Source organism: Terrabacter sp. 01T434 (assembly GCF_056398545.1).
Genome location: NZ_JBFTPP010000003.1, coordinates 440,273 through 458,742, shown reverse-complemented (window position 1 = coordinate 458,742; position 18,470 = coordinate 440,273). Strand labels below are relative to the sequence as shown.

General features: G+C 66.0%; 11 protein-coding genes and 1 rRNA gene. 7 read left to right on the top strand and 5 right to left on the bottom strand.

Annotated elements, in window-relative coordinates:
- Positions 1-7: 7 nt before the first annotated feature.
- Positions 8-124 (top strand): 5S ribosomal RNA (rrf, locus tag AC1DIW_RS09580).
- Between the two features lie 262 nt (positions 125-386).
- On the top strand, positions 387-872 hold the full coding sequence (locus tag AC1DIW_RS09575; protein ID WP_478107734.1) for an ABC transporter permease subunit: 486 nt from the start codon (positions 387-389) through the stop codon (positions 870-872).
- A 338-nt stretch (positions 873-1,210) separates the two neighbouring features.
- Here AC1DIW_RS09575 and AC1DIW_RS09570 read toward each other — a convergent pair whose 3' ends face one another.
- Positions 1,211-1,981: a GmrSD restriction endonuclease domain-containing protein gene (locus tag AC1DIW_RS09570; RefSeq protein WP_478107733.1), complete on the bottom strand. Its 771-nt coding sequence runs from the start codon at positions 1,979-1,981 to the stop codon at positions 1,211-1,213.
- Between the two features lie 1,266 nt (positions 1,982-3,247).
- On the opposite strand from AC1DIW_RS09570, the gene AC1DIW_RS09565 reads away from it, so the two are divergent.
- Positions 3,248-3,460 (top strand): hypothetical protein, encoded by a 213-nt coding sequence (locus tag AC1DIW_RS09565; RefSeq protein ID WP_478107731.1) that lies wholly within the window; start codon positions 3,248-3,250, stop codon positions 3,458-3,460.
- Between the two features lie 424 nt (positions 3,461-3,884).
- On the opposite strand, the gene AC1DIW_RS09560 is transcribed toward AC1DIW_RS09565, so the two are convergent.
- Positions 3,885-5,171, bottom strand: a complete 1,287-nt coding sequence (locus AC1DIW_RS09560) for an RES family NAD+ phosphorylase (protein WP_478107729.1) — start codon at positions 5,169-5,171, stop codon at positions 3,885-3,887.
- Between the two features lie 531 nt (positions 5,172-5,702).
- On the opposite strand from AC1DIW_RS09560, the gene AC1DIW_RS09555 reads away from it, so the two are divergent.
- Positions 5,703-5,876 carry a hypothetical protein gene (locus AC1DIW_RS09555; protein ID WP_478107727.1) on the top strand — a complete coding sequence of 58 codons (174 nt, stop codon included), beginning with the start codon at positions 5,703-5,705 and terminating at the stop codon, positions 5,874-5,876.
- A gap of 160 nt (positions 5,877-6,036) precedes the next feature.
- On the opposite strand, the gene AC1DIW_RS09550 is transcribed toward AC1DIW_RS09555, so the two are convergent.
- Entirely contained in the window at positions 6,037-6,342 is a 306-nt protein-coding gene (locus AC1DIW_RS09550; protein ID WP_478107725.1) for a hypothetical protein, read from the bottom strand.
- Positions 6,343-6,819: 477 nt separating this feature from the next.
- On the opposite strand from AC1DIW_RS09550, the gene AC1DIW_RS09545 reads away from it, so the two are divergent.
- Positions 6,820-7,209, top strand: coding sequence for a hypothetical protein (locus AC1DIW_RS09545; RefSeq protein WP_478107723.1), 390 nt, complete (start codon positions 6,820-6,822; stop codon positions 7,207-7,209).
- Positions 7,210-7,231: 22 nt separating this feature from the next.
- Here the strand turns inward: AC1DIW_RS09545 and AC1DIW_RS09540 are convergent, their stop codons facing one another.
- Together AC1DIW_RS09540 and AC1DIW_RS09535 are read right to left on the bottom strand one after the other, a co-directional pair.
- On the bottom strand, positions 7,232-8,074 hold the full coding sequence (locus AC1DIW_RS09540; protein WP_478107722.1) for an HNH endonuclease: 843 nt from the start codon (positions 8,072-8,074) through the stop codon (positions 7,232-7,234).
- A gap of 73 nt (positions 8,075-8,147) precedes the next feature.
- The gene (locus AC1DIW_RS09535) at positions 8,148-13,268 is read right to left on the bottom strand and encodes an AAA domain-containing protein (RefSeq protein ID WP_478107720.1); all 5,121 of its coding nucleotides are present in this window, start codon (positions 13,266-13,268) and stop codon (positions 8,148-8,150) included.
- A gap of 45 nt (positions 13,269-13,313) precedes the next feature.
- Between AC1DIW_RS09535 and AC1DIW_RS09530 the strand changes: the two genes are divergently transcribed.
- Positions 13,314-14,075: a hypothetical protein gene (locus AC1DIW_RS09530; protein WP_478107718.1), complete on the top strand. Its 762-nt coding sequence runs from the start codon at positions 13,314-13,316 to the stop codon at positions 14,073-14,075.
- A 129-nt stretch (positions 14,076-14,204) separates the two neighbouring features.
- The gene (gene pglW, locus AC1DIW_RS09525) at positions 14,205-18,470 is read left to right on the top strand and encodes a BREX system serine/threonine kinase PglW (protein ID WP_478107716.1); all 4,266 of its coding nucleotides are present in this window, start codon (positions 14,205-14,207) and stop codon (positions 18,468-18,470) included.

The following is an 18,470-nucleotide window of genomic DNA, read 5'->3' as shown; positions in this document are numbered from 1 at the left end:
ATAGAGTTTCGGCTGTCATAGCGAAGGGGAAACGCCCGGCTCCATTCCGAACCCGGAAGCTAAGCCCTTCAGCGCCGATGGTACTGCACTGGTGACGGTGTGGGAGAGTAGGACGCAGCCGGACAACCATTAAGACGACAACCCCGCCAACACCGTTGGCGGGGTTGTCGCATATCCACACCCTTTTCCTTGGCCTGCGTTCATCGACGACTCTGATTCCGGCGAGGCACCTGTCACCACCCGCCGTCACATCAGGCTCTGTCTCGTCTTCGGGCCGCCGTTGGTCTTGATGCTCGTCAGCAGCTTCAAACCGGAGTAGCAGATCTGAGCGATCTCGGCACCTGGAAGGCGTCTTCGGCTGCCCAGTTCCCTGCGCGCAGTACACGATGAACTCCGCCCTCGTCGTCATCGTTGACGTGGTGCTCGAGATCATTCTGGCGACGCTGACCGTGCAGTTGGAGAAGTTAGCGCTGCGGCTGTTGTGTTGGGTCAACAAGCTGGCGTTCCTCGAGCCTGATGGTTTCTCGGAAGGCTGGCTCGACATGTACCAGGTGCAGATCGTGCCGTTCATTGCCAATGCCTTCTCGATCTTCCTCTTCTACCAGTACTTCGACTCGATCCCGAAGGAGTTCGACGAGGCGGCGAAGGTCGACGGCCCGGGGTGGTTCCGGATCTACCGCAGCATCGTCATGCCGCTGTCGGGTCCAGCGGTCGCGACGGTCGCGATCCTCACCCTCCTACCGACGTGGGACCAGTACCTGTGGGAACTTCTAGGACCGTCGACGACGGCGAGCAGGACCACCTGTTCTTCCTCTACGCGTCGCGGGCGCTGCGCGACCCGCACGCCTGGCACTATGCCAAGTCGCCGCTGAGCCCGTACGACATCGCCGGGGCCCAGGTCGTCGACGACCTGTCGCTCTGCGTCGGGAAGTTCGTCACGAAGCGGGGAGACGGGGGAACGGGGTTCCTCGCGTTCGTCCACGACCGCGACGGCGCCTTCGTCGGCGAGATCGCCGTCCCGTATGCCGTCACCTGGGAGGGGCGACCGTCTGGTGCTGACCTCCACGCCCAGCGGGCTCTCCTGAGATCTCAGGTGATTTCTCCAAAGCCTGACCCCGCGAAGATGGCTCCTCCGCGGACACGGAGTGGGCGTCTCACCACGCCGGTGGCCGCCCGGCCTCGTCCTCTTTGGGCAGGCAGGCCAGGAGGGTTACGGCTCGTCCTCACAGGCGACTCCGTCGTGGTCGCGGTCAAGACCCGGCCGATACCCGAGGTCGCCTTGGTGCAGCGGTGCCACTCCCGCGGCCCAGGCCGCGGCGCAGTTGCCGTAGTACGCCGAGCCCGGAGCCGGTGGCTCGGGAGCGGGAGGCCGTGTTGGGGGTGTCACTCGCGGCGGCTGCGTGACGGCTGGTGAGGGGGCTGGCCTCGGAGCCGACTTGGTGGCCGATGGCAGTGCCTGAGTGGGACAGGTGGACAGGACGCGAATCATCGCGTCGTGTTCGGCTGCGGTGACCCAGAGGCCGTAGGTGCGCTTGACGGCCACCTGCCGTGCAACGTACGTGCAGCGGTACCCCTTGTTGGGCGGGAGCCAGGTGGCAGCGTCGCCGTCGCCCTTCTGCAGGTTCAGCTGCCCCTCGACGGCTAGCAGGTTGAGAGGGTCGTTGGCGAAACGGATGCGTTGGTCCGCCGTCCAGCCTTGGGCGCCCTTCTGCCAAGCATCGCCCAGAGGAACGACGTGGTCGATCTGGACCGCGCTGCTGGTGCTGCTGCCGCGCTGGAAGACGAGCGTCGTGCCGCTGTAGGGATCGACGAGCACGCCGCTAAGTACGACGCAGTTCTGCGACCCCGGGCGGTAGATCACCTGGCGCAGGTCACGGGCCAGGATGTCGTTGCGCGTGTCGCAGCCGTTGCCATTCACGTCGACCCAGTCCGCGCCGAACTGGGCTCGCGCGTAACCCGTCTGGGGGGCTCGCCCTTTCACCGGGACGACCTCGGCAGCTGCGAGGGCGCTACCGGGCTGTCCAGTGACGGGGCGGGTAGCGGTCAGCGGCCTATCGACCGATGGGCTCACGACGGGTTCCGAGGTTGTCGGGGCCTCTGAGCTCGTGCCCGCAGCAGGGTTGGTTGGGGCGGTCGTGGATGTGTCCGTGACGAGCGGGGGAGCGGACACGTTCTGCGCCGTGATCCCGGCCGCGAGGACACCTACCACGGTCAGAGCCATCCCGGAGGCCAAGAGTCCCGTCGTCTTACGACGGGTCATGGGTCCGACCCAGGAACTGTGCCTCACGGCGGCCCATGCGCCCGTGCCAAGGAGGTACAGGCCGGTGAAGAGAAGAACGCCTGCGAGGCCGGACGCCAGCCCCAGCAAGGCGGCAACCACGAGACCTCCGACGCCGGCAATCCTCGATCGACTCGGCGTCGCGTGTGCTACAACCGTCCCCTGGGACCGCTGTCCCGGCATGGTGGCCGTCGGGCGTTCGCCGGACGGCCCCGAGGACGGCACGGTCGCTGCATCCTCGAGCGCGCTGGGTGGCGGTGCCACCGCCCACGACGGAGCCGATTCGACGGGGCTTGCGGCTGACGGGATACGCGTAGCGTTGGTCGTCTGCCGGGAAGAGACAGGGGACAGGCTGAAGGAGTCGGTGAACTCCGCAAGAACGCTCGTCCGCAAACCCTTCGTGTTGTGGCATGACTTGAGGTATTCGGTACGAGAGGCAACGGTCCTGCCGATCAGGCTGGGGTCACCCAACCCTTTCTCGGCCAGAGAGTTGACGAGATGGTGCAGCACGTCATGTTCCTTGGCAGCCCACTGGTCGCGGAGTAGGGGCCAGCAGGTCCGGACGAACTCTTCATCAGGCCCGTCGGGATAGGCGTCTGCCATTAGCGTCAGCGCCGCACCCCTGCCCAGATCCAAGCGGTCGGCCAACGCTCGCCTCAACCTCGGCGGAACCGCATCCCAAGCGAAGGTTCCCATCGATCTCACCCCACCCCGCGCCGGCTTCCACCGGCGAGCTACGTCACGTCTTCGCGGTCCACCCGACCGGTATGAGCGCAAAAACTTGCACTTATGACGCTACGAAGACCCGGCAACCGGCGTCAGGGACCAAGGTCCCGCCGAGGAGGTGGCTTCGGTCTCATCGGCGCCCACCACAGCCGGCCCGACGTGTCCGCTGTCGTGCATCATGATGCTTTATGCGCCGGTGGGGGGTGGATTGCCACGGCGGAGGGGCCGCTCGGGCCCTACGACATGGCCGGCGCCCACGTGGTCGACGACCCGTCGCTCTACGTCGGCAAGTTCGTCACCGACCGGGAGACGGGGGAGACGAAGTTCCTCGCGTTCGTCCACGACCGCGACGGTGCCTTCGTCGGCGAGATCACGGACCCGTATGCCGTCACCTGGGACGGCGATCGCCGCGCCCTCACGCCTGCCGATCCTCGGCGAGGCTCAAGGCATCCGTGAGACCTGCGTCGGCCGACGCACCCCGCAAGAGACTCCGAACTGACGGGCGTCCAGAAGGTCCACGAGCTGCTCCCCGCGGCAAGGGTCCGGTGTCTCCTTGGTGAGCACCAAAATGGTCGCCCCGGCGGAGATGGGACTGTCGAGCAAACCAACTCGACGACCACTTACGCAGCTCGCGAGATGATTGTGTCGTACTGCCAGGCATCTGGGCTTGAAGTGAGGTCCGGCGGAACTGGCCGGCGTGCGGGCGCGAGCGGCGAAGCGACAAGTGAAAGTCATACGGGATCCCGGTGCTCCTAGAACCGATACGGCGTAATGGGCAACACCCACCGCACTGCGCTCGCGTCTAGTTACCGAGCAAGTCCTAGTAGGTGACGCAAGATCACCCGTCGTTGTACAACATCTATCCGAACGTGGCCAGGAGCTAGGGCCAAGATAAGAAGCTAGATGCGTCGGAACCTGATACCGCGTCGAAGTAGTCTCGGGCTGCTACGAATCTCACAGTCTCGAGGTCCAGGTTAAGGTGGAGGTCGTCTTTGGGGATGATGGCATCGGTGAGATCTGTGCAGTGCTCGTGGTCGGCAAACACGACCCAGTTCTCCGATGCCGGGTCCAAACTACTCCCGTACTTGATGGCGTCAGGCTTGAGGTCCTCGTGGGTGCCCAGGAGGAAGACGGTGAAGATCTGGGTCGGAAGGTAGTGCCGGTCGAGCCTGCTCCAGTAGTCGTCGTCGTGTTCGTCCTTCGTGCGGGCGGGCTTGGGCTCACGAAGAGTTTCGGCGAATCTCCGAAGGAACAAGATCGCATCGAGGGTGTCTGCTGCGCCGGGTGCGAATGGTGAAGGCGACTCGGGAACTGTCATGACGTCGAGGTGGTACAAGCTCCGGGATGGCGTGAACCTGCCACACCACAGTTCGACGTCTGGGCCGTGGTGGTTGGTCATCTCGATGATGGCGCCATGGAGTTCGGTCGCTCCGTAAAACACGGACTGGCCTCTGGCGTTGAGCCGACCGCTTGCTGCATACATCGCTGGTGCGCTGCCGATTTCGCGACCGCTTCGCAAGTTATCCTCGAGCCCACCGCGGCGTCCACGCCAGAGACCGGGAGTCTGGGCCTTGTATAGCCCTTGCAGTACGGCGTACCCCTCGATGCGGTTGAACAGGTCGAGGACGTCTGTTGGTAGATGCCTGAGGAGGTCCTCGGCTGCTGTGTTGACCTGTCCGTCGCGGGCCTGCTTCATGAAGTGTCGCCAAGACCCTTCGTCGAAGTCGTACAGGCTTGCCCAGACGTCTCGCCGTCGTACGAAGCCGTAATCGACGGCTATTCTGTCGGCCACGTACGCGACCAGCGACAAGACGACTGGGCCGTCCACGGCGTCGTCTAGAAGTTCGTCCTCGAGGATCTCGCCGACGTCGCAGGTCCGCACATTCCATGACCCTTCGTCGTGGTACGCGCCGGATTCGTCGACCGTCACGTAGAGGGTGCCAAGGGCCTCCGCAATCGGCTCGAAGAGAACCTCGAACGTGACGCATCGGCCACGGGTCTCGCAGAAAGTGCAGGTGTCGTCCTCGGCGATCTGTTCGACCCTGGTCCAGAGGTGCCGGTCGGTCACGCAGGCACTGCATACGAGGCTATCGGCTGAGGCGCGCTCTTCGATCTCGAAGCGGCGTTGCTCAATGTGGTCGTGGGGCGTCACTTTGGGCAGGGTCACAGCTTCATCATCGGCCGGATCGCTGAGACATGTCCCGTGCAACGCCGTTGGCCATAAAAGTCACCGAAGGCGAGCGGCCGGTCGTCGGTGCCAGTGCATTCCAGAAGGTCGAACTATGCGTGAGGATGTCGAAATGCTGACAGTTGAACGCTCAGCTGCGCATGCCACAGCGGTGACGTCCCCGCACCTATTGCGGGTTCTTGAGCGTCTTGATTCGCTACCAGTCGCATCGCCGGATCCCCCCAGGGCGAGATGGATGACGCAGATGACCACAGGTAGCCGAGCTAGGACTTCATCGAGGGCGGCGCCGCCGACCGCGCGTTCGAGTGACTTGAGGTGGATGGGAGTATGAGCAGAGCGAAGGAACGATGCCGCTAGGATCTGCGAGTGCCGGATCAAGAGTCACTCTTTGGAGATCTGCTCGATGACGGTCAAGGGGGAAGTGCGGGTGGTGAACCAGCCGCCCCTCGGCTGTCCGAGTGGAGGACCGACCTGCTGAGGGCAGCCCTTGATGAGCGAGGGCTCTCGTCGATGCTCGAGCGCCAGAACGCCGTGGAGGCGATTGTTGGACGCCAGATCGCATGCCTCCGTGAGCTGACCCCGGCCGAAGCGACGAAGGTGCTGGAGGCATTCTCTGTTAAGCGCGACCGCACCTCGTCAAGCTGGGATGGTCGCGAAGAAGACACATGGATTGATCGACTCTGATGGTACATCGTCACAGATGCTTCTTGGGCCTTACCATTCTCTGCCCCAAAGTCGGGATTTGCAGTTGAGTGCAGGTGTTACATCCTCTGAGGCGCAGTGGCGCGACGAGTTCAATGCAGCGCTCGACAAGCTGGCAAACTTGGCTGACATTGTTGAGGATTCAGACCCTATCGCCAGCCGCGTGACTGAGGCCCAAGAGTCCTTGGGTCCGCTGCGTCAGCAGGCAGCCTGAACCATCGGCAGCGCGCGTTTTGAGATCGATGATCGCCCGGCTGAATATCGTCACGAGGCGATTGTCGAGTACATGGAGGACATCGGGACTGAGGCGAAGAACATCCTCCAGTTCTGCCTTACCTACGCTATCGCGTGCAGGGTGGCCGACGCCGACATCGACTTTGAGAATGATCTTGACGTTCGTGACTTGGATGTTGAGGGCGCTTCGCAGGCGGGCGATTCGATCAGCCAATACGGCGATTCGCTACGACCGCAAATGATGACGACGCCGACGAGGCTCTGTCGCAGACCAGATCAACGGCGACATCTCGGAGCAGTCGCGCCTCCTACGCCATCACCTAGATGAACTGAGGGACGTGGCATGGGAGGCGGTGTACTGGCTCGCGGGGTGACGTGCCTGCATCCATCTGCGGCAGGAGGCCGACCGTCATCACCGTAAGGCAGCAGCCGCACATGATGGCTGGTTCGACGCTGTCGGGCTGTCGGGGCCATGAGCAATATTGACACTGGGCGTCTGGGGCCGCTCGGTGAGGAAATCGACATGTTCATGGCTTGGCTGCGAACGACGAAGTGAGCTAGAGAACGGCCAGTGGGCGTGCAACCGCGCCTCCATGAGATTCAACGCGCCAGCCACTACGGTCGGCCATGTGACTGATCGAGCACTCGTCCGGCTGCTCGTGGACTGCAGCCCGGAAGGCACTGACGAGATATGACGAGCTGGATCATCACGATTGACAAGGATCACCCCCAGCACTGGGGGATCGCCAAGCGACACGGCTTCTGGGACATGACCAAGTCCTTTCCCATTCAGCACGGGGACACGATCTACTTCTGGCAAGCCGGCGCCTCGATGGTGTCCAAATGCCGCGCCACGGCGTCAGCCCTGGCAATCAACGCTGGTCATCGCACGCCGTGGCTCGACGGTGGGCTGCGGGCCTACCGCGCTCGGGTTCCTTTCGTTGTTGTCTCCGAGCGGCCCAAAAGCCAGCCAAAGTGGGGTGAGCTCCAGGAGCGGATGAGCAAGAAGGTGATGCTGCAGACGCCGCGGTCATTCGACAGCCCGCGCGATGAAGAGGTGCTCGCTCGCATCTTCGCCTGACAGCCGTTCGAGGAGCGCAAACCTACCGGCGAGCGCTATCGCGATGCTGGGCCAGTAAGCCGATGTCAGGATGGTTCGACGGGTCTTTGGGAAGGCGGACCTTTCGCCCCTTGAGTGCCTCGTACTCGCTGCCCTTGAGCTGAGACGAGACTCCCACGCGCAGGCTCTCGGTCACCCACATGAGCCCTTTGTCGAAGAGGTCATGCACATCGCCTCGAAGAAGCAGTCCGTTGCGCACGGAGTTGTTCCCGGAGCTGGCGTACTCGTGGATATGGGCTGCTTGCAGAACCTCCTTCACCGCTGTCCCTGTCAACGCGCACTGTCCACCGTAAGCAGCCATGAGGCGAGACCGGAACAGAGGTTGGCCCTGCCGCGCGATGACGCTGGCGAGCTGGCGGGTCACATCGTGAGGTGCTGCGTCGTCGGTTCGTGGTGAGAACGACTGGTCTGCGCCTACAGCGGTCAAGAGCCCTGATAGCTCTGACGGCGTTAGCCTTCGCACCCCCTGCGTGTGCTTTTCAAGGATGCCAGGGACCGGATCAGCGGCCATTTGCCGGCATAGGGAATGGTCCCACTCGACCTGGAACGTCCACACGTCGCCGCCCTCGGCCTCCTCAGGCTCAGTGGTCACCGTGCCGCAGCCGACGAACGCGGCGAGTGGCAAGGTGGCTCGAGCCCAGATCACGTCACCGGCGTGGAACTCCTTCAGGCGACGGCTCAGGGTCCAGATGTGGTAACCGGTCGCGGTTTCTCCCGCATGGTCACCGGCAAAGAAGTCAATGACTGGCAGGCGGCTGCCGTCGGGACGGAAGTAGCCCCAGTTCTTATAGTGATCGTTGACCAAGTAGACCCAGTGCGTCGTCACGGTGATCTCCCTTCTAGTTGGGTCAGCATTGCACTGGGCTTGCCCGCCCGACTGAGAAGCGGCCTCCGGCGGGCTACCTGTCCACGAGTTGATGACTCAGTGACACCTGCCCCACCCAGAATGCTTCCTTGTCTTCGGGGCTGGCCTTTGCGCCGAGGAGACCCAAGTCCTGGGCGAGGGTGTAGAAGCCGTGTCCAACGTCTGCCTGGCCCTTCAGTGTCACCAGCGACGAGAGCATGACGCCCGAGATGGGGTAGTCGAGTCGCGTCACGTCATCGAGCAGGCTTCCGATCGCGTGACGACCGATGTCAGTCCGTAGATCGAAGGTCCGAATTCCGGTCTCTTCGGCGAGGCGAATGTTCAGCTCGCCGTAGGTCAGCGCGCCACGCTCGTACGCCGTCGAGCGGAGCAGTTTCAGTGTCTCGTCGACGAGCGTCACCCACTCCTCCGGGTCACGACCGTAGCGGCGCCAGGTGGCAGGTCGACCCGTCGTGGACGAACGGTCCCCACTTCCGGCCGGTTGTTTGGTGTCCGACACGGTGACAGGGACTGAGGTGGGGGCGACGGGCTCGTCCGTGCGCACGACTGCGTCGGTGGCGGCTTTTGCTGCTTCGTCCGAGCCGAAGGCCAAGGCACGGACCCGGTCGAAGCAGTGTCGCGCCTCGTCCGTCAACGACCGTCTGTCGAGGAGGCGCACCGCGTTGCGGTAGAGCTCTCCCTGGGTGTCCCACTCGAATCGGCTGTCCGCGACGCGAAGCAGCTCGGCGACCTCGCGGGCTGGGACCTGCTCGTATGAGCGAGGGCCTAGGTGCCGGAGCCGCACGAGCGGCTGGTTGGGGAGGCGGTAGGTCTTGCGCTTGACGCCACCCACCGAAAGAGGATCGTCCTCCACGAGCTCCTTGCTCTGGACGGCGCGTGAGATGGCCTGATTGAGCAGTTGGGTGACCTGCTTGCTGGGACGGCCGAGCGAGCACGCCTCGACGTAGGTGGTCTGGAGCCGATCCCCGGTAATCGGGCCCTCTGCCCGGACGATGTCGATGAGCCCCTCGTGGATCGCCTGGAGCGAGCTGCCTGTGAGCTTCGGAACCGTCCCTCTGAACGACGTGTAAGTGAGGATCTCACCTAGCTCAGGCTCGTCATCCTCTATGTCGTCCTCGGCCTTGTCGAAGAGGCTCCACTCGTAGGCGGGTGCCTCCGCGTCCTGTGTCGCGAGCGACACGGTGACAGAGTCGTCGGCCGCTTCCTCCACAGCGGCGTACGAGCCGTCGGTATCGACATCTGGTTCATCGTCGGCTTCGGCGGGGAGGGCCTCATCGCCGGCGGCGTCGACTGCTGCAACACCCTCGTAGTCGTGCGCGAGGACCTCCGCCTCGGCGGACTCGTCGAACGGCAGGATGCTGAGCTCATCGAGAAGCGGCCAGAGCCCGCTAAGCGCGGCATCACCGTCTAGGTAGAAGGCCGACTCGCGCACGCGGAAGAAGCGCCAACCGCAGCGTTGGAGCTCGCGCTGGCGCGCAAGCTCGGTCGCGTACGAAGTCTCGCCTCCCCAGGTGTCGCCCTGGCACTCGATGGCGAGTCGCCCTGAGGCGCCTACGACGACGAGGTCGAGCAGCCCTTCAGTTGAGAGGTAGCTGGGCATGACGGTGTACCCGCGCTCGACGATGCGGTTGTAGACACGCTGCTGGAACAGGTCGTTGAACCGTGCCTCCAGCGTGCTATCGGACGCGACCTCCGACGGCTGAGAGTCGAGTTCTGGGGCTCGGTTGACCACCGAGTAGCAGTACTCAAGCAGCTGGTAGCGCAGATCGTCCTTTAGCTTTAGGTCGGTCTGCGTCAGCGAGTGGAATAGCCACAGCTGGTCCTTTGCGCGTGACACCGCGACGTTGAAGCGCTGAAGATACATCTCGGTGTTGAGCGCGCCCAGAGTGATGTCCTCCCCGACGGACGAGACCATGGAGAGGAACATGACGTCACGCTCGGAGCCCTGGAAGTCAGCGGCGTCTCCGACGCGCAGATCCCGGGCGCTCCATTCTTCGGCCGGGATCTCGGCAAGCAGCAGCTTGAAGATGTGCTTAGCCTGCGCGCTTCCGACGAGGGAGATGATGCCAAAGGTCAATCCGTCGTAGCGCGGGTCGTCGAGCAGCGCCTTGATCTGGTCGACGAGGGCTCGCGCCTCCACAGGGTTGGTCTTTGCGCTCGAGCCCTGCTGGTGGCCGTCTGCGACGTGGACGACTTTGATGGGGTCGAGACGCCGTGCTCCGAACTGGCGAACGGGGATAAGCTCGACGTTGTTGGGTCGGTAAGCGACCGTATTAGAGAACTCGATGATCTCGGGCACACAACGACGGTGCTCCACGAGTGTCAGTTGACCGCCGTACCGCTTGACAGCCTCGTTGAAGAAAGACTGCTTCGGGTCGGCCCACGTGCCCTTATGCGGGTGGTCGGGAATGTACTGGTCGGCCAGCTTGATAAGGCTGTCGGTGTCAACACCGACAGCCGTCGGGGACACCTGCATGTCGTCACCGACGACAACGATCTTCTTGGCGAGGTACTGGAGGAATGTCGCCTCGTGTCCCGCCTGGGATGCCTCGTCGACGAGGACGACGTCGAACATGTCCTCCTCGGCGGGCAGCTGCTCGGCGATGCGGTAGATCGGCATGATCCACACCGGCACGGACGAGCGGCAGCGGTCCATTGACCGTCGGATGTCGGCCTGGACGAGGGCAGCGTTCTTGCCGGTGCCCTTGCCCAGCTTCTTGACCAACTGCGAGTAGTGCACCAGCTCGGCGCGCGCCGACGCCGGAAGGCGGGAAGGGCTAACTGCGTGTCCCCATGCGCGGTGCTGCGCCACTGCCGCGACGCAGTCGTGGATCTCCGCCTCGAGGGCGGTGAGCTGGGCTTGCACGTCGTTGACGTCGGTGCTGTCCTGCGCGACGAGCCACGAGCGGGTGGTCGCCCAGTTCCACGCTGCCGTCAGAGACGCAAGCCGCTCGGGCCACGCATCGTCGATGGGCGCGTTCTCTACGGAGTTCGCCAGGACCCCAGCGGAGAGCCGCACCCGCTCGCTCAACGACTCGCGCTCACGCAGCTGCTCTGCGACGTCGTGCAGGCGCTGGATCCGGCGCTGGGCTGCAGCGTAGGCCTCATGGTCGGTGCTGACGACGGCTTCACGAAGCTGGCGCACACAGGGGGCGGCATCGGGCCACGCGGCGATCGTGCCTAGCAACGTGGTGAGCGCCTCGATGGGCTGTGTCGCGCTGCGCCAAGCCTCGTCGGCGGCCGCGGCGTCGACGAGATGGGCGTAGTCGAGCACCTGCCGCACGTCGGTCCAGTCGGGTCGGGCCAGCCCGACGCTCGCGAGCGACTCCTCTTCGGCCATGAGCGTTGCGCCGAGCTCGAGGACCAGTGCGAGGCGACTCACCTGGGTCTCGTGCCAGGCGGCGCGCTCGCCGATGGTGTCTTCCGCAGGGATTCGGATGGTCGCAGGCCAAGCACGGTCGAGCTGCTCGAGGATACTGCCGGCCTCGACGTGCGCGAGGAACGCGTCGAGCGCGTCCGTTGTCGTCGGCTGACGGCGGTTGACCCGAACGGACTCGAAGAGCACGCGTGACTGCTTGACCGCGCCCGGCGTGAGCAGGCCAATCTTCGCCGTGCCATCGGGGTTGGTCTTGATCGTGCCGCCGCCCACGAGAAACGCCGTCAGGTGCTCGGCAAGCGCGGTCAGCGTACCTAGGTCTCCGGTGTAGGAGACATCGGTGCCGAGCGGCAGCCGAGCAGTGAGGGCATCCAGCCGCTCCAGCAGCGCGCGCACGTGCGTGGCGCGGTTGCTCCACACCTGCGGAGCGCCAGCACGGATATCGCTGAGGGCATCACGAACCCACTCTTCGCGAGCCTGCTCAAGCCGTTCGATCATCTGGATGATCCGACGCATGCGCGCCTGCAGGTCGTGCCGCTCGACAGCTGACATCGACTCGACTGCGCGCGCCGCTTCAAGGGAGAGCAGCTCCGAATGCGCGGATCGCACATCGCCCGCGGAGCGCTGCTGATCCACCAATGCCAGGAAGCTCTCGGGTGTGGGGACCTGCTCGAGGTCGACGAGACGCATGCGGCTCTCCGAGGCGTCGTCGTCGAGGGTCGAGTCACGCAGCAGCTTGAGCCAGCGGAGGGCTTCGGCGTCGGTCAGCGGCGCCGTGTCTCCGGGGAGTGCTGGCATCGTCACAGCAATCCAGTCGAACCGGGATTGCTCAGCGGTCAGCTGTTGCGCGATCGTGGAGAGAGTGCCCTCATAGGAGCCGTGGCTGCGCCGCACCGCCTCGGCCTCGCGTGCGCGGACGAGGGACGACGTGAGGTCGCTGCGTCGGGCGCCGAGGTCGTCGAGGCGTGCGAGCAGACGGTCGATCTCGTCGTTGTTCGCCTTGGCGTTAAAGTTCTGGGCGCGGTGCGCGATCGTCTCGACCGCTGTCTTCAGTTCAGTGAGCTCCTCGCGCGACGCGCCGATGACCGAGACAGCGAGGGCCTGAATCCCCTTCGGAAGCTTGCCGCGGACCTCCTCGAGGGCGCGGTCAGTGTGCGCCGTGACAAGGACGCGCTTTCCTTGGGCGAGCAGGTGTGACAGAAGCGCGGCAGCGGTATGCGTCTTTCCGGTGCCGGGCGGGCCCTTGACGAGCGTCTGCGCGTGGGTATCGACGCGGTTGATGATGTCGCGCTGCACGGTGTTGAGCGGTAGCGGCGAGAAGGTCTCGCCATCGACGACCTGAAGCGCCCCGGGTGCGGGGTCGGTGAGCGCCTGCGGCGGTTGGTCGGGGTCGACTAGGGTGCGCAGTCCTGCGGGCACCGTGTCGCTCGTCTCGATGTGGCCCGCGATGTCGTTGAACATACGGACGAGGCCGGCGTTGGTCCGCGGCCGAAGGATGAGCGCGGGGTCGCGAGTGATCGTTGGGTTGACCCCGGGTGCGGCGGTCACCTCCGCGTTGTACGTGCCCTGCGAGCCGAGGCTGTTGACAACGCTGAGAGCGAGGGCCTTGAGCGCGTCGGCATCGAAGGGGTGGGCGTCGTAGGTCTCGCCTGCGGACCGGGTCTCCTGCACCAGACTGGCGCGCGGAAGCAGGGACGCCTCGAGCATCTCCAGCTCGGCGCTGAGCCCGACCGTGGGGGCGTCGCACTTGAAAGTGAGGCGGCCGGTGCGGTTGTCCATCGTCGCAACGACCGGACACGTGAACACGTGGCGGCGCACCGTGGGGTGCAGGTCTCCCGGGTTCCACGAAAGGAGCCCGACACCGAGCACGAGCTCGAACTCGTCGTTTCGGGATTCGGCCTGGAGGAAGGTCTCGTAGAGGGCGGCGTAGTAGTCGCGGACGGGGGCGTCGAGCTTCTCGCGCTCGGACCACGGGCGCCACCGCGACATCCACCGCTCAAAGGTCGCGCTGATCTCGGGGTGGTCGATGAGCTGGTCGAACTCCTCGACGTCCTGCTGGGTGGAGAAGTCGAACCGCTTGCCCTTTCGGCGGCGCTCGAGCAGCGCTGGAACGACGGTCGCCTTGTCTGGGTCGCCCTTGAGCCAGGGCACGATCTCGGGCGGCACCTCGGGAGGGGCTTGGCGGATGAGGCGGTCGACCGAGAGCAGGAACCCGTCAGTGGGCTCGACGTCGCGGTACGCGCTCCTCACCGCCGAGTGTTCGGGGGCCTTCGCCACCCAGTGCACCTGACCACCCGCAGCCGAGCGCTTGTAGTCGTCGACGTCGCGCACGGGTCGCGAGCGCATAGCCTGCGCCTGCGCGAGGAACTGGAAGAGGCGGGCGGCGCGGTCAGAGAGATCGGTGAGGTCGGCGTTGTCAATCATGTGAGTGGTGCTCCTGCGGGACTTCATCGACCCGCGGGCACATCAGCGCTGACCCGAGAGACGAAGGTGCTGAGGGGCACGGCGACGACCCCTGTCTATGCCGAACCATATGCACCCTCGGCGACAGTGTTCGCAAAGCCACCAGTCATGTCCGAAATGTGATCTCGGGATTGAGCGCGACGAGTCGCGTCAATGTCCCGGATCTCATGCGTTGGGGCGGTAGGTTTACCGTTCTTGGGGACGGCCGGACCAACGACGGCCACGCAGGGTTGAGGGTGAGGAAGCGCAGTGGTGCAGACAGGGGATGACCGTTGGGTCGAGGTGTCCCCGTCGCAGTTCACGCACGAGGCGGAGGGCCTCGCCTTGATCCGCGCGATCATGCCCGACGAGACTCCGTTCCGCGCGTGGTCGAACTTCGAGTTTCGCGACAGCCACGGACGCTGGCACGAGGTCGACCTCCTGCTCCTCGGCCGGGGCCGCCTCCACCTCATCGAGCTCAAGCACTACTACGGCGTGCTCCGAGGCGATGACCACCGTTGGCTTCGAGACGGCATGCGCCCCGAGGACTCGCCCCTCAAGCTGGCCCGCCGCAAGGCGCAATACTTCGCAACTAAGCTGCGCGACGAGCTGCGCGTTTGGGCCCAGGAGACCAAGGCCAACATCCCCGACGAGCGCGACCTCATCCCGTTCGTCCAGCAGTCGGTGTTCCTCCACCACCCGCAGTTCACGAGCAAGCTCAGCGATGCGGCGGCGATGGGCCTCTACGGGCTCGACGGCGCCGAGGAGAAGTCGAACCTCTGGGGCATCTCCGAGCTCGTGCTTGAGCCGGCCGGGAAGCGGTCGATCACCCTCCAGCAGGAGCGCCTCCTCACGAATCTCATGTCGAGGATCGGGCTCGTCCAGCGGCGCCAGCGTGAGGCTGGGTCGTGGGTCATCGAGGACGAGTCGATCGACTCAGGCGATGGCTGGCAGGACTGGCTCGCCACCCACAAGGTCGTCCAACAGGACCGCGCTCGCATCCGCTTCCAGGTGCTGGCACCGAGCGCCACCACGACCGCGCGCGCAGATGTGCGACGCATCGCGGAGCACGAGTTCCGGCTCATGGGGCGCCTGCACCACGACGGCATCCTGCAGCCAAGAGACCTCGTGGAGTCCGAGCTCGGCGTCGGCCTCGTCTACCCCTACGCACCCGAGTGGGAGCGGCTCGACCTCTGGATGGCCGGGCAGGAGAACGGCGTCCCGCTTGAGACGCAGCTGTCGATGGTGCGCCAGATCGGCGAGGCACTGCAGTACGCCCACAGCAACAAGGTCGTGCACCGCGGGCTCTCCCCGAAGGCGGTGTGGGTGCGCGAGGTCCCGGGCACGACGCACGACGTGAAGGTGCGCCTCGGCGACTGGCAAGGTGCGGGCACCGTTGCGGCCGACGGGTTGACGCGCTCGTCCGTCCCTGGCGTCACGTCCCTCTTCGGCATCCACGCACCCACGCGTAGGAGCGACGCGACGAGTGCGTCGTCCGCCCCTGACACCCCTGACGCGGACGGCCGGATCGATGCGTCGTTCCAGGCACCCGAGGGCGTATGGAACGCCGCAGCCGACCGCGTGCGCCTCGACGTCTTCGGGCTGGGTGCCGTCGCCTTCTACCTGCTCACGGGAACCGCACCGGCGCCGAGCGCGAGCGCGCTCATCTCGCGGCTGCAGGCTCAGCAGGGACTTGACCTCAGCGTCGAGCTGCCGCAGATCTCCTCCGACCTGCGCTCCCTCGTGCTCAAGGCGACCCACCCGTCGCCGAGCCAGCGCACCCCGGACGTCAGCACGGTGCTCGCCCAGCTGTCCAAGGCCGAGCGCGAGACCGCCAGCGACCTCGCCCAGGAGGACCCGCTCGAGGCCCATTCCGGCGCTGTGCTCGACGGACGCTTCGAGCTGGTCCGCCGGCTCGGCCAGGGCTCCACCGCGGTGGGCCTGCTCGTCATCGACCGCCATGCCAGCGGCAGCGAGGCCCAACGGGTCCTCAAGGTGGCCCTCAACGACGAGGCAGCGTCGCGGCTCACCGACGAGGCCGAGGTGCTGCGCAGCCTCGACAACCCCCGCGTCGTCAAGGTCATCGAAGGGCCGATCGTCGTCGGCGGGCGCCCGGCGCTGCTGCTGGAGAACGCCGGAGCCGAGACCCTGACCGAGGTGCTCCGCACCCGGTCCCGTCTCTCGCTCGACCTCCTCGAGCGTTTCGGCGTCGACCTCCTCGACGGCATGGTCGTGCTCGACAAGGCTGGCGTCGACCACCGCGACATCAAGCCCTCCAACCTCGGCGTCCGTGAGAACCGTGGTGACCGCACCAAGCACCTCGTGCTCTTCGACTTCTCGCTCACCCGTGCGGCGGCGTCAGCCACGTCAGCGGGCACGCCGCCCTACCTCGACCCGTTCCTCACCGGCGCCCGCGACCGCTACGACTCCGCCGCCGAGCGGTATGCCGCGGCCGTTGTTCTTTTCGAAATGGCGACGGGCGCCACCCCGGTCTACGGGGACCGCGACGCCAACCCGGCCGCCGTGCAGGACGAGGCCACAATCACCCCGGAGATGTTCGACCCCGCGCTGGCCGAGGCTCTCGTCGGCTTCTTCCGCACGGCTCTCGCGCGTGACGCGGCCGCGCGTCACGACACTGCCGAGTCGATGCGGTCGGCGTGGCTGTCGATCTTCGCCGCTGACGCCACCACCGAGCCCGATGCGTCCAACGACGAGCTGGCGCGTGCGGCGACGATGAGCACGCCGCTCGCGGAGTCCGGTCTCACTGCACGCGCGCTGTCCGCGCTCGAGCCGTATGCCGTCACCACTGTCGGCGAGCTCCTCACCGTCGACCCCGTCCGACTGTCGCGGATGCAGGGCGTCGCCAACGCGACGCGTTTGCAGATCAGCGCACGGATGAAGGAGTGGCGCGAGCGTCTCGGCGACGCCCGCGAGACTGACGAGCTCGACGTCCGCCCGCCGACGCCGGCCGAGGCCGCAGACCTGCTCCTCTCGGCCGTGGCGTCCAAGCGTGCCCCCAACCGTGGAGCCATGGTGCGCCTCGTCCTCGGTATCGGTACCGACCTCGAGGCCTTCGCCACCCACGCGCAGCTCGCGGCACATCTGCCGGAGCCCGTGACCACCGCTCGCGGCACGCAGATCCTTACCGCTCTGCAGGAAGCGTGGGCCTCCGACGACCGCACCCGCCGGCTCCTCGACCTGCTCGCCGACGCCGCGAGCACGCGCCTCACGATGCTCGGTGGCGTCGCCACCCCGGGTGAGGTCGACGATGCCGTCGTCGGGGCGCTGAGCACGTCCGACGACCGCGACGAGCGACTCGCGCTCGGCCTGCTGCGCTTCGCCCTCGAGCGGCGGCGTGCCCTCAACCGGGCCGACGGCTCGGCCGACTCCGTGTGGCTGCGCCGTCGCGACGGCAAGGTGACCCTCCTCGCCGAGGACCAAGCCCTCTTCGAGGTGGCCGAAGTGCTCGGCGGCGAGGCCGAGCACCTCGTCCAGGCCATCGACGACCCACGCCGCGGTGTCGTCGCCGCCGCGCAGGTACGGGCCAAATTGGCCGCGGCCGTGCGTCAGCTCCGGGACCTGCCCGCCCCGCTGACCGACCCCATGCGCCAGGCTCAGCTCGCGGCGGCCATGTCAGCAAGCGGCGCCGTCACCGGCGGGGGCGAGCTGCACCACAAGGGCCTCACGCAGGTCGCGGCCCTCGAGCTAACGTTCAAGGACTTCGGCGGTGGCCTCCAGCTCGGTCCTGCGGAGATTCGCGACCGCGTCAGCGTCCGCTTCCCGTCTGTGCCAGAGCTGCCGCAACGCCCGACACTCGACGCCTTGGTGCAGGACGCCGGGCTTGGTCTCGTGTACGACGACCGCCTCGGTATCTACCGCTCGCCCAAGCTGGGAGCGACGACCGGCCTCGAGTCACGCCAGCCGACGAGCCTGTCGGTCACGACCTCGCCTGTTGGTGTCTCGGGTGCCATCGGAGCTCGTCTCGAGGGGTCCATCGCCAGTCGCTCGTTCTTGGCCCTCGGAGTCCGGGCCGACAGGCTGACGAAGTTCGTCTTGGCAGCCGAGGCGCAGTATGCCGCTCGCGTCGTCGACGTCACCGGCGTCCTTCTCGACGCGCTGCGGGCTGCCTCCGAGCGCACCGGCCTCCCGTGGGAGCTGGTGCGTGCAGCGGATGCCGAGTCGGAGACGAGCCGCGGCCGCCGCGGGCTCAACGAGCTCGTTAAGCGATCCTGGAGCCAAGTGGAGCAGGCGGTCGACGCAGCGCTGTCGAGTTCCGGCCACGATGCGCCGGTGCTGCTGACCGAGGCCTCACCCCTCGCGCGGTACGACAACATGGGCCTCCTCGCGAAATGGACCGACCTCGGCGCCTCGCGTCAGCAGGCCGTGTGGCTCGTCGTGCCCCAGCTCGCCAGCAACCACGGGCCGTTGCTCGACGGGCGGCCGGTGCCGCTCGCGGCACCGAGCCAGTACGTGGCTCTCGATAACGACTGGATCGACAGCGCCGCCACCGTGGGCGCGGCCGCACAGAAGGAGCATTAG

Bases quoted from the DNA above. Each gene is read 5' to 3' on its own strand.
- AC1DIW_RS09565 (WP_478107731.1), top strand. From the start codon at position 3,248: ATGGCCGGCGCCCACGTGGTCGACGACCCGTCGCTCTACGTCGGCAAG.
- AC1DIW_RS09535 (WP_478107720.1), bottom strand. From the start codon at position 13,268: ATGGACAACCGCACCGGCCGCCTCACTTTCAAGTGCGACGCCCCCACG.
- AC1DIW_RS09575 (WP_478107734.1), top strand. From the start codon at position 387: ATGAACTCCGCCCTCGTCGTCATCGTTGACGTGGTGCTCGAGATCATT.
- AC1DIW_RS09555 (WP_478107727.1), top strand. From the start codon at position 5,703: ATGCTCGAGCGCCAGAACGCCGTGGAGGCGATTGTTGGACGCCAGATC.
- AC1DIW_RS09545 (WP_478107723.1), top strand. From the start codon at position 6,820: ATGACGAGCTGGATCATCACGATTGACAAGGATCACCCCCAGCACTGG.